This is a genomic window from Nocardia transvalensis (genome assembly GCF_015477765.1).
GTDB classification, from domain to species: domain Bacteria; phylum Actinomycetota; class Actinomycetes; order Mycobacteriales; family Mycobacteriaceae; genus Nocardia; species Nocardia transvalensis_A.
The window spans coordinates 30,928-45,247 of record NZ_JADLQQ010000005.1 but is presented as its reverse complement, the minus strand read 5'-3'; the positions used below and the strand labels follow the sequence as shown (position 1 = coordinate 45,247).

Annotated in this window: 17 protein-coding genes; 11 read left to right on the top strand and 6 right to left on the bottom strand. The window is 66.9% G+C overall.

Annotated elements, in window-relative coordinates:
- Window positions 1-177 precede the first annotated feature (177 nt).
- Complete coding sequence (locus tag IU452_RS15225) at window positions 178-1,068, bottom strand: esterase/lipase family protein (RefSeq protein ID WP_267467578.1); 891 nt, start codon at window positions 1,066-1,068, stop codon at window positions 178-180.
- A complete protein-coding gene (locus tag IU452_RS38160) occupies window positions 1,065-1,235 on the bottom strand; it encodes a hypothetical protein (RefSeq protein WP_228817901.1) in 171 nt (56 codons plus the stop codon). The genes IU452_RS15225 and IU452_RS38160 overlap by 4 nt, the downstream gene beginning before the upstream one ends.
- 113 nt (window positions 1,236-1,348) lie before the next feature.
- Between IU452_RS38160 and IU452_RS15220 the strand changes: the two genes are divergently transcribed.
- Window positions 1,349-2,308: a GlxA family transcriptional regulator gene (locus IU452_RS15220; protein ID WP_195109723.1), complete on the top strand. Its 960-nt coding sequence runs from the start codon at window positions 1,349-1,351 to the stop codon at window positions 2,306-2,308.
- A gap of 183 nt (window positions 2,309-2,491) precedes the next feature.
- Complete coding sequence (locus tag IU452_RS15215) at window positions 2,492-3,670, top strand: lipase family protein (protein WP_195109722.1); 1,179 nt, start codon at window positions 2,492-2,494, stop codon at window positions 3,668-3,670.
- On the opposite strand, the gene IU452_RS15210 is transcribed toward IU452_RS15215, so the two are convergent.
- Window positions 3,671-5,113 carry an MFS transporter gene (locus tag IU452_RS15210; protein ID WP_195109721.1) on the bottom strand — a complete coding sequence of 481 codons (1,443 nt, stop codon included), beginning with the start codon at window positions 5,111-5,113 and terminating at the stop codon, window positions 3,671-3,673.
- Between the two features lie 133 nt (window positions 5,114-5,246).
- Here IU452_RS15210 and IU452_RS15205 point away from each other — a divergent pair, with 133 nt between their 5' ends.
- The gene (locus IU452_RS15205; protein ID WP_195109720.1) at window positions 5,247-6,212 is read left to right on the top strand and encodes a helix-turn-helix transcriptional regulator; all 966 of its coding nucleotides are present in this window, start codon (window positions 5,247-5,249) and stop codon (window positions 6,210-6,212) included.
- Here IU452_RS15205 and IU452_RS15200 read toward each other — a convergent pair whose 3' ends face one another.
- Both IU452_RS15200 and IU452_RS15195 read right to left on the bottom strand, forming a co-directional pair.
- Window positions 6,213-6,419: a DUF397 domain-containing protein gene (locus IU452_RS15200; RefSeq protein WP_195109719.1), complete on the bottom strand. Its 207-nt coding sequence runs from the start codon at window positions 6,417-6,419 to the stop codon at window positions 6,213-6,215.
- Entirely contained in the window at window positions 6,409-7,311 is a 903-nt protein-coding gene (locus IU452_RS15195; protein ID WP_195109718.1) for a helix-turn-helix domain-containing protein, read from the bottom strand. Before IU452_RS15195 ends, IU452_RS15200 begins: the two co-directional genes overlap by 11 nt.
- Window positions 7,312-7,464: 153 nt before the next feature.
- Between IU452_RS15195 and IU452_RS15190 the strand changes: the two genes are divergently transcribed.
- From IU452_RS15190 to IU452_RS15155, 8 genes are all read left to right on the top strand, one after another.
- Window positions 7,465-7,710 carry a hypothetical protein gene (locus tag IU452_RS15190; protein WP_195109717.1) on the top strand — a complete coding sequence of 82 codons (246 nt, stop codon included), beginning with the start codon at window positions 7,465-7,467 and terminating at the stop codon, window positions 7,708-7,710.
- Window positions 7,704-8,129 carry a DUF4254 domain-containing protein gene (locus tag IU452_RS15185; RefSeq protein ID WP_195109716.1) on the top strand — a complete coding sequence of 142 codons (426 nt, stop codon included), beginning with the start codon at window positions 7,704-7,706 and terminating at the stop codon, window positions 8,127-8,129. The genes IU452_RS15190 and IU452_RS15185 overlap by 7 nt, the downstream gene beginning before the upstream one ends.
- A 71-nt stretch (window positions 8,130-8,200) precedes the next feature.
- Entirely contained in the window at window positions 8,201-8,656 is a 456-nt protein-coding gene (locus IU452_RS15180; RefSeq protein WP_195109715.1) for a deazaflavin-dependent nitroreductase, read from the top strand.
- Window positions 8,657-8,691: 35 nt separating this feature from the next.
- A complete protein-coding gene (locus tag IU452_RS15175; protein ID WP_195109714.1) occupies window positions 8,692-9,015 on the top strand; it encodes a DMT family transporter in 324 nt (107 codons plus the stop codon).
- Between the two features lie 123 nt (window positions 9,016-9,138).
- On the top strand, window positions 9,139-9,900 hold the full coding sequence (locus tag IU452_RS15170; RefSeq protein ID WP_195109713.1) for an ATP-binding cassette domain-containing protein: 762 nt from the start codon (window positions 9,139-9,141) through the stop codon (window positions 9,898-9,900).
- Entirely contained in the window at window positions 9,897-10,946 is a 1,050-nt protein-coding gene (locus tag IU452_RS15165; protein WP_195109712.1) for an ABC transporter permease, read from the top strand. Before IU452_RS15170 ends, IU452_RS15165 begins: the two co-directional genes overlap by 4 nt.
- A 28-nt stretch (window positions 10,947-10,974) precedes the next feature.
- Window positions 10,975-11,949, top strand: coding sequence for an ABC transporter substrate-binding protein (locus IU452_RS15160; protein ID WP_195109711.1), 975 nt, complete (start codon window positions 10,975-10,977; stop codon window positions 11,947-11,949).
- Window positions 11,950-12,262: 313 nt separating this feature from the next.
- Window positions 12,263-12,934 (top strand): hypothetical protein, encoded by a 672-nt coding sequence (locus IU452_RS15155; RefSeq protein ID WP_195109710.1) that lies wholly within the window; start codon window positions 12,263-12,265, stop codon window positions 12,932-12,934.
- 7 nt (window positions 12,935-12,941) lie between these two features.
- Here the strand turns inward: IU452_RS15155 and ilvA are convergent, their stop codons facing one another.
- On the bottom strand, window positions 12,942-14,171 hold the full coding sequence (ilvA, locus tag IU452_RS15150) for a threonine ammonia-lyase (protein ID WP_195109709.1): 1,230 nt from the start codon (window positions 14,169-14,171) through the stop codon (window positions 12,942-12,944).
- Window positions 14,172-14,320 lie beyond the last annotated feature (149 nt).

Below are 14,320 nucleotides of genomic sequence, written 5' to 3'. Positions count from 1 at the left end.
ACCTGCGCAATATCCTCACGTCGGCATTATGGGATGTCCTGAGCCGCAGCCGGTCTCGTGGGCCGCGGTCGCCGACACGAGTTCCTTGATCCACACGCGGGAGGAGTGGCTGCCGTGGAATCCACGGCGAGCCGTCCCACATCGTCTGCCACTCGATGATCTCCTCGGCGGTTGTCATCAGAGCAGCCAGGGGTTGCCGGTGCACACCACGTCGGGGTGGGCCACGGGGTCGAGTGCGTGCAGGGTGATGGATATCGCCTTGGGCGAGTAGAGCATCGAGTTGTGGTCGGAGGTTTCCTGCTCACACCCGTCCTGCAGGACGAGATTGTGGACGGTGGCACCGGGTCCGGCCGCCAGGAACGTCCGGTCGAACGGGGTGGATACCTCGTCGTAGCGGTCGCCGACGATGGTGTAGTCCATGCCGGGCACGGTGTCGCCGCCCTCGTTCAGCTCGGTGACCACGGGCGAGTCGTATACCTGCTGGATTGCCGCAGTGCCCGCGACCTGCATGAACGGCACGTGCAGATCGATGGTGCCCGGCGGGAGTTTGCTCTGGATGGACAGCATGAGCGTGGCGAAACTGTCGAGCGAGGTGCCGTGATTGGTGGCCCCGAAGGTGATGAGGTGCTTCACCTTGTTCCGAGCGGGATCGTCCGGGTTCGCACCGCCCTCGAACTTCAAATACCGACGCGCCTCCAGGCCACCCTGGGAGTGCGCGATCATATCCACCTGGTCCGCGCCGGTGGCCGCGAGCACTCGGTCGACGAAGGTCGCCAGTTGCCTGGTCGACTCGTCGATGTCACCGGTGGCGCCGGGGAGAAGTGCATCGAGCCCGGGACCGGGGGCATTGGGACGACCGTAGTTGAACGTGAATACGCAGTAGCCGGCCCGCGCGAGTTGTGGGGACATTTCGGAGTAGGCGGCGAAGGCGCTCGCCCAGGTTCCGTGTACGAGAACGACCGGGCGCGGGTGGGCGTCGTCGGGCTTGCATCCCCAGTTGTTGGCCCCCTGGGGCGCAACGTCCGGGTTGAAGAACCCATAGACGACGGCCGCCGCCTCGTCTGTCAGTTCCGGCCGTATCCGGCGGTGTCGGCAGCGTGCGATCCGGCGTATCCAGGTGCCACCGGTGCCGGTACCGCCTGGGCCGCAGTGATATTCGCTCCCAGTGTCGTCATCATCGCGACCAGCGTGATGAGCATGGTCTTCGCGCGCTGGGTGAAGGTCGGACTCTGCAACACGTACTCCGTTCTCGAGCTGACAAGCCGGATGGATCGAAGGAGTCCATGATGGTTAGGCAATTACCTGGCAAACAGGGTCGTGGATGTCGGCCATCCGTAAGATTGTGACAATGAGGATGGTGGCGCTTCTCGTCTCCGAGGGTGTGAACGCCTTCGACCTGGCCTCGGGCGGCGAGGTCTTCGCGGGCGCGCGGATGCCGGACGGTAGCCGTTGCTATGAGGTGCGCATGTGCGGCACCGACACGATTGCCACGGCATTCGATCAGCAATGCTTTCGGCTGGAGACGCTGTGGCCGCTGGAGGCGATGGCGGAGGCCGATACCGTGATCGTGCCCGCCGCCGAGAACGTGCTCGATCCGGGTCCCGCGGTGCTCGACGCCGTCCGGGCGGCGGCGGACCGGGGCGCCCGGGTGGCCTCGATCTGCCTGGGCTCGTTCGTGCTCGCGGCGGCCGGTCTGCTGGACGGCCTGCGCGCGACGACCCACTGGCAGTACTGCGACGCGCTGGCGCGGCTGTATCCGCGGGTCGAGGTGGATCCGGAGGTGCTGTTCGTCGACGCCGGGGCGATACTCACCTCGGCCGGGCAGGCCGCGGGGCTGGATATGTGCCTGCATCTGGTCCGGCGCGACTTCGGGTCGGCGATCGCCGCCGGGACCGCGCGGTCGATGGTGCTTCCGCTGCAACGCGACGGCGGGCAGGCCCAGTTCATCGACCGGTATGTGCCCCCGGAGGACGGGTCGGCGCTGCAGCCGGTCTTGGACTGGATCGAGCAGAACCTGCACCGGCCGGTGCCCCTGACCGAGATCGCCCGCCACGCCGGTCTGAGCACCCGCACGCTGCAGCGGCGCTTCGAGGCCCAGCTCGGCACGACCGTCCAGCGCTGGCTGCTCACCGCCCGCATTCATCGCGCGCGGCAGCTCCTCGAGACCACGGGCCTGCCGATAGACCGCGTGGCCGAGGAGGCGGGATTCGGATCGGTGGAAACCCTGCGCTACCACTTCGCCCGTCAGTTGCACACCACGCCGCGCGACTACCGAAGGGCCTTCGGCGATCCGGGCAGGCAATCCTAGTCGATCGAATCGTGACGGGTCCGTTCTGGCGCGTACAGCCAACGCGACTGTGCTGGCGGCGATACGAAGTTCTACCCTCCGGTGCTCTCCATCCCATCGGCGGCTCGGCCGTTCCGGCTGCGATGATGGCTCTCGATCGACGGCCGGGAGGAAGATCGTATGTGGCTTGGGAGACTGGGGCGGGTGGGGCTGAGTGCTCTGTTGGTGGTCGTAGGGATGGTCGTGGGAGCCGGGGGAGCGGCGGCGGGTTCCGATGACTTCTACCAGGTACCGGCCGATCTGGCGGGGGTCGAGAACGGATTCGTGCTGCAGTCTCGGCCCATTACCGCGGTGGCGGTCGTGGTGCCGATTCCGGTGGCGGCGTGGCAGGTGAAGTACAAGACGGTGGATGCGCACGGGGTGCCGACCGCGGCGGTGGCGACCGTGCTCGTGCCGTACACGCCGTGGGCCGGGCCGGGGCCGCGGCCACTGCTGTCGTATCAGGAGGCCGAGGACTCGGTGGGGGCGCAGTGTGCGATATCGCATTCCCTGCGTGAGGGGCTTGCGGCTGGGCCGGGGCCGGGGCTCGGCGGGTCGATACGGATGGCGACGGCCGCGTTGACACAGGGGTGGGCCGTGGTTGCGCCGGATCATGAGGGGCCGCGGTCGGAGTTCATGGCAGGACCGATGGCGGCGCATGCGGTGCTCGACGGTATCCGCGCGGCCCTGCGCTTCCCGCCCGCGGGTCTGTCCGGCGCCACTCCGGTTGGGCTGATGGGATATTCGGGCGGGGCCTTCGCGTCGGGCTGGGCCGCCGAACAGCAGCCGCACTACGCGCCGGAGATCAATCTCGTCGGCGCGGCGCTGGGCGGCATGCCCGGCGATATGCGCGAGGTGGGTCGTGCCGTCGACGGCGGCCCGTACACGGGATTCCTGATCGGCGCCCTGATCGGCCTCGACCGGGCATATCCCGAGGCCGATGCGGCGGCGATGCTCAACGACAAGGGCCGGGCGGTCCTGGACCGCGACCGGAACCGATGCGTCCTCGATCTTCTCGACGAACATCGATCCCGGCGCCTGTCCGAGTTGACCACCACCCCTGACCCCCTCGGCGACACCGTGCTGGCAAAGCTGTTGGCGGACAACAGCCTCGGCAAGGCCACCCCACGCACACCGATATTCGAATACCACGCCACGGGCGACGACGTGACGCCCCTCCCCGCCACCGACACCGTCCTCGACGCCTACTGCACCGCAGGCACCCCGGTCCAGCGCCTCCGCATACCGGGCGACCACATGTCGGGAGGCCCCGCCGCCACCCCCTACCAACTGTCTTATCTGGCAGACCGATTCGCAGGCACCCCCGCCCCGAGCACCTGCTGACTACGCGTGGCCGATCTTGGATCGTCCCTTTTTCGGCAGTGCGAACAGCAGCAGGATAGCGAGGACGAAGGCGGCGGCGACGTACCACAGCGAATAGCCGAATGCGGCGGGCATGCCGTGACCGGCGTCGAGGCGGCCGAAGAACACCAGCGAGGAGATGCCGATGCCCAGAGCTTGGCCGAGCTGGACGGCCGTATTGAGCAATCCCGATGCGGCCCCGGCGTTTTCGTTCGGGGCCGTGGCCAGGGTGAGGTCGGCGAGCGGGGCGATGATCAGGCCGAAGCCGATTCCCATGAGCAGAATGGGAATCATCGTCTGGAGTATGCCCATGCCGGTGCCGTTGTGGGTGGCGAAGGCGTGGTAGACGACGGCCCCGAGGGCGGCGAACACGCCGCCGATCTGCAGGACGATACGTCCGAAGCGGGGCACGAGAACCTGGGCGGACACGCCCGCGCCGACCATCAACGCGAGCGACATCGGCAGTCCGGCCAGTCCGGCTTTGATCGGTGACCAGCCGAGGCCGAGCTGCAGGTAGAGCGTCCATGCCAGGAAGAACACGCCGGAGGCGAGCCCGAAGCACAGTTGCACCGACAGGCCGCCGGAGAAGCTGGGTGCCCGGAACAGAGACAGCGGCACCAGCGGCTGACCGCCGCGCCGGGCAAGCCACCGTTCGTAGCCGACGAAGACCGCCAGCACCGGCACCGAGCCGATCAGCATCGCGATCGACCATGCGGGCCAGTCGAGTTCGCGACCCTGGGTCAACGGCAGCATGAGCCCGAACAGCCCGGCGGTGAGCAGGGCGACGCCGACAGGGTCGGGCTTGGTGGCGTGGTCGGCCTTCGATTCGCGGATGACGAGCGCGCCCACGACGAGCCCGGCGACGCCGAGCGGCAGGTTCACCAGGAAGATGGGCCGCCAGTGCAGGCCGAACAGGTTCGCCTCGACCAATGCCGCGCTGATCAGCGGCCCGGCGACGGTGCCGAGACCGAGGACGGCGCCGTAGATTCCGAACACCTTCGACCGTTCGGTCTCGGCGAAGGTGACGTGGGCGATCGAGAGCACCTGCGGAACCATCAGCGCGGCCGCGGCACCCTGGACGATGCGGCCGATCAGCAGCATCTCCGGCCCGGTGGCCACGCCGCAGAGTAGTGAGCTGGCGGTGAAGAGCGCGATTCCGATGAGTACCAACCGCTTTCGCCCGAACATGTCGCCGAGGCGGCCGCCGGTGATCAGGCCGAGCGCGAAGGCGAGGGCGTAGCCGCCGGTGATCCACTGCACCTGCGCCGAGGTGGCGCCGAGGTCGTGCTGCAGGCTCGGAATCGCCATGTGCACCACGGTCACGTCGACCGAGTCCATGAAGGCCGCCGCCAACAGCACGGCCAGGGCCACCCATCGTCGCGGGTCGGCCCGCACACGTTCTTCGGAGAGGTCGGTAATGGTCATGGGGACGACGCTAGGAAGCTAATAGGACATCGAACGACCGGTTGGCGAAGCGATTGCACCGTGAGTTGTCTCACCCTCTCGGTGTCCGGCCAATAGGTCATCTACTGACCTGTTGGTGAGGGAGAATTGTCCCATGCGTGATCCCTCGGGCCGGTTGCTGCAGTTGCTGTCGCTGCTGCAGTCCCCGCGCGAGTGGACCGGGGTGGAGCTCGCCGAGCGCCTGGGGGTGACGCCCCGGACCATTCGCCGCGATATCGAGCGCCTGCGTGAGCTGGGGTATCCGGTGCACGCCACGCAGGGCAATGTGGGAGGGTATCGGCTGGTCGCCGGCACCGCGATGCCCCCGCTGGTGCTCGACGACGAGGAGGCGGTGTCGATCGCCATCGGCCTGCGGGCCGCCGCGACGACCGCGGTCGCCGGTATCGAAGATGCCTCGGTGCGCGCGTTGGCCAAGCTCGAGCAGGTGCTGCCGAGCCGACTGCGGCGGCGGCTCACCGATCTGTCACAGGCCGCGGTGCTGCCGCCCGCCGCCGACGATTCGGCTGTGGATCCGGAGGTGCTGGCGGCGCTCGCCGCCTCGTGCGCCGCGCACGAGAAGGTGCGGTTCCGATATCGGAAGGCCGATGGCGATACGGGCGGGCGGTTCGTCGAGCCGCACCGGTTGGTCGCCGCCGGGCCGCGCTGGTATCTCATTGCCTTCGACGGCGATCGCGATGACTGGCGCACCTTCCGGGTCGATCGCATCACCGACATTCACCGCACAGGGGTACGGGTCCGGCCGCGCGAACTGCCCGACGGGGTTGACGCGGCGACCTGGTTGATGAGCTCGCTGCGCCGCCGAGAGGCCGGGCTCGTGCAGGCCCGGGTGCTGCTGCACGAGCCGCTCGAGTCGGCCCGTGACCGGGTCGCCGCCCGCCAAGGCGTGCTCGAAGCCGTCGACTCCGACAGCTGCCTGCTCACGACGTACCCGGACAGACCGCCCTACGTCGCCTACAACATCGCGCTACTGCCAATGCCGTACACAGTGCTGGGCCCGCCCGAGGTGACCGAGTTGGTCCGCGCGCTGGGAGAACGAGCCGTGGCCGCCACCAGCGCCTGACTATGCGTGATCGAACTCGCCCGTGGCCAGCCCCGCGGTGAAGGCGTCCCATTCGCGCGGTGTGAAGACGAGCGCGGGGCCGGTGGGATTCTTGGAGTCGCGGACGCCGATCATGCCCTGTCGAAGGTATGCAACCTCGACACATTCTTGCCCGCCCGAGCTGTAGCTCGACTTGAACCACTCAGCTCCGGATAGATCAACGACCACTTCGGAACTCCCTTGCAATCTCTCGCATCAGGTCTCGGCTTGGGCGAACGTCCAAGCTCGCTTCCCAGACCTCCTCGAACGCCTCCTGAAAGCGTTGCACATCGGTGCTCCGTTCAAAGTACATGCCGCCAGTGAAGCTTTCGGCAAACACGATGGTTTGTTCGACCGGCTTGCCTCGGGGGTCGAGACCGAAATCCATAATCACGAAGGCGGGCAAGGGCATTCCCACTGGGAAGCCTGCTTCATAGGTCAGCACACGGATCTCGACGTTGGGGCGAGTGCTCATATCCGCGATGTGCCGCACTTGCACATCCATGATTCGACGGTTGCCGACGACGGTACGCAACGCACTTTCGTGGATGACTGCACGAAGTTTGGCTGGCTTCCGCTGGCGCGTGAGGATGTGCTGCCGCTGTAAACGGAGTTGGATGCGGCGATTCAGTTCCTCCTCCGTCTCATGAGAGAAGAACCGCCGGTCCAAGGTCCGGGCGTAGTCCGCAGTCTGCAGCAAACCCGGAATGATGAGCGGTTGGAATATGGTCAACTGTTGTGTAGCCGCCTCCAAGTCGAGGTAGAGATTGAAGGTGGCAGGGACCAAATCGCCGTAGGCATGCCACCACGACTTCGTCGGGATCTGCTTGGCCAGATCGATCAGCGCGGCCGTCCTGTCCTCATTGCACCCGTAGATCTCGCACAGATCCCGCACATTGCGCCAGTGGACCTTCTGGTTCCGGGCGGTTTCCAGGTTCTGCACCGTGGTCTTGCCCCACTCCATCAAGTTCGCCGCCTGTTGGAGCGTCATCCCGGCCGCCTCACGCGCCTCTCTGAGGTATCTCCCCAGCTGGCGTCGGGACAGGGGACTACCCGTGTCCCCCGGTTCCTCCTCGATCATGCCGACCCCCTCGTTCCGATAGCGAACCGCTTTCGGCCGCGTTGCGGAAAAGGGTAGGCGCACGACGCGATCCGACCCTGCGCTTTCGCAAGACTTTCGCAAACAAGCTCGCTAACCCGGCGTGAGCAGTGGTTTCGAGGTCATCTAGTGCACATGGATGCCGACAAGCACGTCCGTGATTTCGACGCCTGGGTCGCTGGGCTGACCGCGAAAGCCGAACGGCGGGGTTGGATTCTGCAACGCAAACCCTTGCCGCCATATGGGTGGGAGTTGCTGGACGAGGCGACTCGCGATCCGGTGCGCGAGCGTACCCGGCTGGGGGACATGCCCGTCTTCGGTTCGCTCGAGTACATCGAGCGCTATCTGGACCAGGGGCAGCACGAGGAGGGGACGTGCTGACCAATCCGCTGCCGTCGAAACATGAACTGCTGCGGGCATGTCGCGCCGAGCCCGAGGGGGATCATGTGCTGTTGAACCATGCCCATGCGCTGACCGTCCTGCACGAGCGGCGGCTCGGCGCCAACGGCGATATCGACGAGATCGACGGCGAGAGAACGCGTCTGGTTCATGAGATCGACTGCTGGGTGATCTCCCGTCTGCCGCCGTCGCACGGTGGGGCGTCGCTGCACACCGAGACGGTCGGTGCGGTGGTCGATCGCCTGGCCCAGTACACCGCTTGCGCATACGCCGCCCTGGCGAATGCGGGGGATTGGAACCTGTTCGACGCCTGGGAACGCCTGGCGGAATTGGCGGTCGGCTACGAGGATCTCGCCAACGATGTGAGTTCGGGTCGGCGTCGTCTCCCCGGCGGGCCGTAATCGGGTCGTGTTTTTGTCGGGGTGGAAGCGTACCTTGGGATCGGGGTCGGGCCGACGAAGGGAAGGGCGAAATGGCCGAGGGGGCAAAGGGTTCCGTGCAGCTGCCGGGATGGGTGAAGCATCTGAACCGGGTGATCATCTTCCTGCAGCGACGCGGGATCGCGTTCTTGACGTTCTATCTGCTGAGTGTGCCGGGGCGGAAGTCGGGGAAGATGATCACGACGCCGGTGTCGCCGTTCACCGTGGACGGCAAGCAGTACATCATGTCGGTGGGGATGACGGGGTGGGTGAAGAATGCGCTCGCCTCGGGGTGGGGCGTGCTGGCTCGGGGTAAGCGCGAGCAACGGGTGAAGCTCGTGGAGGTCGGGCCGCAGGAGCGCAGGCCGATCGTGCGTGAGTTCCCGGTGCAGGTGCCCCGCGGGGTGCAGTTCTTCCTGCGGACCGGAGTGGTTGCGCCGCCGGGGGATCCGGACGATTTCGAGGCGGCGGCCGACAAGCTGGTCTGTTTCCGGGCGGACCCCGACTGAGACGGGTGCGGGGCCGCGGTGGCTATCCTGCGGCTATGACGTTCCTGCTGTTGGCGCTGGCCATCGTGTCCGAGGTTACGGCGACCGTCTCGCTGAAGATATCCGACGGGTTCAGCAAACTGGTGCCGTCGATCGTCGTGGTGATCGGGTACGCCGGGGCGTTCTTCTTTCTGTCCCAGGCGCTGAAGCGGGGCATGTCGATCGGTGTCGCCTACGGCGTGTGGTCGGCGATCGGTGTGGCCGCGGTGGCGACCATCGGCGCGCTGTTTCTCAACGAGACCCTCACCGCGATTCAGGTGGGCGGAATCGTCCTGGTGATTCTGGGGGTCTTGGCGCTGGAACTCGGCGGAGCGCACTGACCTGCCCCGGAAACTGCGGTCCGATGATCTTCGGCGATTTCGGCCACGGTGCGTCGCGGGCGAAACTACGATCGGGCGGGCGGGCCGGACGTCCGCTGGAGTCGATGTCGCCGGGGTGATCGGATGTCTGCCGTGGTGTTGGAGGCCGAGGGGTTGGTCAAACGCTACGGCGGCGTGGAGGCCTTGCGCGGGGCCAACTTTCAGGCCGATGCCGGTGAGGTGGTCGCCCTCATCGGCGATAACGGGGCCGGGAAATCCACACTGGTGAAATGCCTTTCGGGCGCCGAACAGCCCGATGCGGGCCGGATCCTGCTCGACGGCCGACCCGTGCGGATGGCCACGCCGACCGCCGCCCGCAACCTGGGCGTGGAGACCGTGTACCAGGACCTGGCCGTCGCCCCGGATCTCGACCCGGCCGCCAATCTGTTCCTCGGCCGCGAACTGTTCCGCCGCGGCCTGCCCGGACAGCTCGGCATGCTCGACCGCAAATCCATGAAAGCGCAAGCGACCGAACACTTCCGGCGGCTGGGAGTGACCCTGCCCCGCGCCGACGTGCCGATCGGCGCCCTGTCCGGCGGCCAGCGCCAGACCGTCGCGGTGGCGCGGGCGGTGATGTGGGCGAGCAAGGTGGTGTTCATGGACGAACCGACCGCAGCCCTGGGCGTGGTGCAGCGCGAACGCGTCCTCGACGTCATCCGCCGCGTGCGCGACCAGGGCATCTCGGTCGTGCTGATCAGCCACAACATGCCCGAGGTGCTGTCGGTGGCCGACCGCATCGAGGTGCTGCGCCTGGGGCGTCGGGTGGCGCGATTCGGTTCCGACGCCACCCTCGACCAGCTGGTCGGCGCGATGACCGGCGCCCTGACCCACGAGGACGGCTCATGAGCGAACGTACCGAGGAAGTCACCAACGGCACCGAGACCGTCGAACTCCCCGAACGCACGGTGTGGCAACGGCTTGTGGGGGCGAGCACGCTGTGGATCGGGCTGGTGCTGATCGTGCTGTACGCGGCGTTCAGCCTGCTGCGCCCCAACGCCTTCCCCACCCGCTTCACCCTGCAGACCCTGCTGATCGAGACCGCGGTGCTGCTGGTCCTGTCGATCGGGATGACATTCGTGATCATCACCGCGGGCATCGACCTGTCGGTGGGGATGGTGCTGATCTTCTCGGGCGTGGTCGGCTCGAAGATCATGGAATGGCTCAGTCCGGGCGAGGATGCCACCCGCGCCGGCTGGGGCATCGTCGCGCTCGGCTTCCTGGGTTCGATTGCCGGAGGCGCACTCTGGGGTTTCCTCAACGGAATCCTGGTGGCCAAGGCAAGAATTCCGCCACTGATCGTGACGCTGGGTTCCTTCGGTGCGGCACTGGGCGCGGCGCAGCTGATCACCGGCGGCGTCGATACCCGCACGGTGCCCGAAAAACTGCGCGGCTCACTGGGGTCGGGCACCCTACTCGGCGGCATCCCCATCCTGGTCCTGGTGGCCGCGGCGGTCACCGTCTTCGGTGCCTGGCTGTTGCACACCACCCGCTTCGGCCGCTACACCTACGCCATCGGTTCCAATGCCGAAGCCGCCCGCCGGGCCGGTATCGGTGTCACCCGCCATCTGGTGCTGGTGTATCTGATGACCGGGGTGCTGGCGGGTCTGGCCGGATTCATGAACCTCGCCTACTTCGGCACCACCACCATCGGCGGGCACACCACCGACAATCTCGATGCCATCGCGGGCGTGGTGATCGGCGGCACGAGTCTGTTCGGCGGGGCCGGGTCGGTGCTGGGCACCGTGATCGGGGTGTTCATTCCGTCGGTGCTGCGCAAGGGTTTTGTCATCGCGGATGTGCCGGTGTTCTGGCAGCCGATCGCGGTGAGCGTCGTGCTCGTGGCCGCCGTGTGGTTCGACCAGATGCGAAGGCGGTCACGAGACCGGAAGTAAGACAACAGATCTCGAAGGTGAGGCGCAGATGAGGACCGGTGGAAGAGCCGCCGTACTGGCCGGTGCGGTGATCACCGCGGCGGCGATGCTGGCGGCGTGCGGCGGAAAGGTCGGCGATTCCGGCGGCGCCGACACCAAACGGATCGTGCTCATCCCGGGCGCGGCCAACGAGCCGTTCTACATTTCGATGCAGTGCGGTGCTCAGGACCAAGCGAACAAACTGGGGTACAAGCTGGAAACCCAGGCGCCCACCCAATTCGACGCCTCCCTCCAAACGCCGATCGTCACCGGCGTGATCGCCAACAAGCCGGGCGCCATCCTGATCGCCCCGACCCATGCCACGGCCATGGCCAGCCCGATCAAGCAGGCCAAGGACGCCGGGGTCAAGGTGATCGAGGTCGACACGGCCCTCGACGACACCTCGGTCGCGCTGTCGTCGATCTCCTCCGACAACCGCAAGGGCGGCCAGCTGGCGGCGCAGACGCTGGCGAAGTTGGTGGGGGAGAGGGGACCTGTGCTGGTGATCAACACCAAGGCAGGCACCTCCACCACCGATCTGCGGGCGCAGGGGTTCGTAGACGAGCTGAAGAATTATCCGGGCATGAGCTCGCTGGGCGTGCAGTACAACAACAACGATGCCGCCCAGGCCGCCTCGATCGTCACCGCGACCCTGGCCGCCCATCCGGATCTGGCCGGAATCTTCGCCACCAACTTGAGTTCGGCCGAGGGCGCCGGCACCGGCCTGCGCAATGCGGGCAAGCTCGGTCAGGTGAAAGTGGTCGGCTTCGACGCCAGCCCCAAACAGGTCGAGGACTTGAAGGCAGGAACCGTCCAGGCCCTCATCGCCCAGAACCCCGCCCAAATCGGCGCCGACGGCGTAACCCAGGCCGCGGCCGCCCTCGAGGGCAAACCGGTGCAGCGCACCATCCAAACCGACATGATCGCCATCACCCAGACCGATATGGACGCCAACGCACAGTACTTCTACAAGAGCAGGTGCTGACGCTGCTCCGTCCAATCCCGTCACTCGGTCGGTGTGCGTTCGGCGAGTAGTGCGAGCACGATGCGGCAGAACCGTAGGTTAGCGGCTCCGAGCAGCGGTGGGGCCCAACCGTTCTTGCTTCGGCGCAGGTGACCGGTCGGGGTCGGTTGCACCCATCCGCGGCGTCGTCGGCGACGAAGTGAAGTATGTGCGTGTCCGTGGGCACGCGCCGGATCTACGTCAGTCGACACGGAGGGGCTTGCGATCGGCCGAAGAGCAGGGCGGCCTCGAGGCGGCTCGACACTCCTCCGACCTACCTGAGGAGAGAAAGCTGATGCCACACAGTAAGTGCAAGCGCAAAGCAGCGGCAGCCCTGGCGGGCGTCGGCACGGTGCTCGCGTTGTTGACCGGCACCGCGCACGCGGACTTGCCGGAGCCGCCGAAGAAGCAGGACACGGAGGATATAGACCAGGCCCAGGCGCTGGAGAAGCAGCATGCCGATGACAACCTCGAGACCTGGCTGAAGATCGCCGAGGTCTTCTGCAATATAGATGGCAAGGCGGCGCTCAGCCCGAATGGGGATCCGGCCGCTGCCGAACAACAATTCAGCGACGCCGGCATCAGGGAGTGGTACGAAAAATGGTTCTCCCTCTCGCCTCTGGTGTTTGTCGACGACCCCTGGCGATTGGCGATGACCGAACTCCTGACGAATGAATCCGGCAGGGCGCCCGCCAGCGGCAAGTACGAGGACAGGCTGCGCCAACTGCGGCATCTGACGTGCGAAGCCGCGGATTTCAAGGAGGACTGGGAGGCGGCGCTGAAGACTTTCACCGAACGGTACGGGGTGCGGATGAAACCAGGGATGACCGAGGAGAAGGCCATCCTGGACCTCTACGACAAAAAGATGCGCGGGGAGATAGCCCTGCTGATCAAGGAGCAGAAGCGCCAAGACATCGAGCCCGACCCTGATTTGGAGGCCATATTGGAAGGCTCGTCCGGGAGCTAGCGCAGGGCTAATCCTGCACGCGGACTGCGTAACCCGCGTTCTCCAAGGCTTCCAGGACGTCGTCGCGGTGGGCGGGGCCGCGGGTTTCCAGGGTGAGCAGGACCTCGACCTCGTCGATGGCCAGCCAGGCGCCGGTGCGGGAGTGCACGACGTCGAGGACGCTGGCGGCGGTGTCGCCGACCGTCGCCAGCAGGCGGCCCAGGCTGCCCGGGCGGTCCGAAATCGTCACGCGCACGGCGAGATAGCGTCCTGCGGCGCTGAGGCCGTGGCCGATCAACCGGGTCAGCAGCAGCGGGTCGACGTTGCCGCCGGACAAGATCGCGCATACCGGGCCCTGCAGGTCCAGTTCGTCGGTGGAGCAGGCCATCAACGCCGCGACCGCCGCCGCACCGGCCGGTTCGACGATCAGCTTCGCGCGCTCCATGCACAGCAGCAGTGCGCTGGACAGCGCGTCCTCGTCGACGGTGACGATCCTCGACGCGTACTTCTCGACGTGCGCGAACGGCACCTCGCCGGGCAGGCCGACCGCGATGCCGTCGGCCATGGTCGACATGCGTTCCAGCGCAACGGGTTTACCCGCCGACAGCGATTCGGGCCACGCCGCCGCCCGGGCCGCCTGCACGCCGACCACCCGCACCTGCGGGGCCAGATGATGCAGGGCGATCGCCATACCGGCGAGCAGGCCGCCACCACCGGTGGGAACGAGGACCGTGCCCACGTCGGGGAGTTGCTCGAGCAGTTCCAGCGCCACCGTCGCCTGCCCGGCGACGATGTCGGGGTGGTCGAACGGGTGGATCAGCGTCGCGCCGGTCTGCGCGCCGAAATCCAGTGCGGCCGACAGCGATTGGTCGATCGTCTCGCCGACCTGGTGCACGGTGGCACCGTAGGCCTTGGTGGCCACCAGCTTCGGCAGCGAGGCGCCCACGGGCATGAAGACCGTCGATTCGATGCCCAGCGTCGTCGCCGCCCAGGCCACTCCCTGGGCGTGGTTACCGGCGCTGGCCGCCACCACGCCGCGCCGCCGATCGGCCTCGGGCAGATTCGCGATCCGGTTGTAGGCCCCGCGCGGCTTGAACGAACCCGTCCGCTGCAGATTCTCACATTTGAGCCGCACCTCGAACCCGGTCCGTTCCGACAGCACCCGCGACGCCACGACCGGTGTCCGCCGAATGACCGGCTCCAGCGATTTCGCCGCCGCCTCGATCCGATCCAACCCGATCAACTCCATGGCGGCCATGCTGCCAGAAGGCAGTGGTCCTGTTCGATAGAACAGCCTCCAGCGAGCCTCCTGCGCACTGTGCCCGCCGTATCCGCTCTGCAACTGAGCAGTTTGAGCAGCAACGCACCGCCCTGCGTGAGTGTCGCAATCTCAACACAGTGTGTCGT

Bases quoted from the DNA above. Each gene is read 5' to 3' on its own strand.
- IU452_RS15220 (WP_195109723.1), top strand. From the start codon at position 1,349: ATGAGGATGGTGGCGCTTCTCGTCTCCGAGGGTGTGAACGCCTTCGAC.
- IU452_RS15210 (WP_195109721.1), bottom strand. From the start codon at position 5,113: ATGACCATTACCGACCTCTCCGAAGAACGTGTGCGGGCCGACCCGCGA.
- IU452_RS15205 (WP_195109720.1), top strand. From the start codon at position 5,247: ATGCGTGATCCCTCGGGCCGGTTGCTGCAGTTGCTGTCGCTGCTGCAG.
- IU452_RS15195 (WP_195109718.1), bottom strand. From the start codon at position 7,311: ATGATCGAGGAGGAACCGGGGGACACGGGTAGTCCCCTGTCCCGACGC.
- IU452_RS15190 (WP_195109717.1), top strand. From the start codon at position 7,465: ATGGATGCCGACAAGCACGTCCGTGATTTCGACGCCTGGGTCGCTGGG.
- IU452_RS15180 (WP_195109715.1), top strand. From the start codon at position 8,201: ATGGCCGAGGGGGCAAAGGGTTCCGTGCAGCTGCCGGGATGGGTGAAG.
- IU452_RS15175 (WP_195109714.1), top strand. From the start codon at position 8,692: ATGACGTTCCTGCTGTTGGCGCTGGCCATCGTGTCCGAGGTTACGGCG.
- IU452_RS15170 (WP_195109713.1), top strand. From the start codon at position 9,139: ATGTCTGCCGTGGTGTTGGAGGCCGAGGGGTTGGTCAAACGCTACGGC.
- IU452_RS15165 (WP_195109712.1), top strand. From the start codon at position 9,897: ATGAGCGAACGTACCGAGGAAGTCACCAACGGCACCGAGACCGTCGAA.
- IU452_RS15160 (WP_195109711.1), top strand. From the start codon at position 10,975: ATGAGGACCGGTGGAAGAGCCGCCGTACTGGCCGGTGCGGTGATCACC.
- IU452_RS15155 (WP_195109710.1), top strand. From the start codon at position 12,263: ATGCCACACAGTAAGTGCAAGCGCAAAGCAGCGGCAGCCCTGGCGGGC.
- ilvA (WP_195109709.1), bottom strand. From the start codon at position 14,171: ATGGCCGCCATGGAGTTGATCGGGTTGGATCGGATCGAGGCGGCGGCG.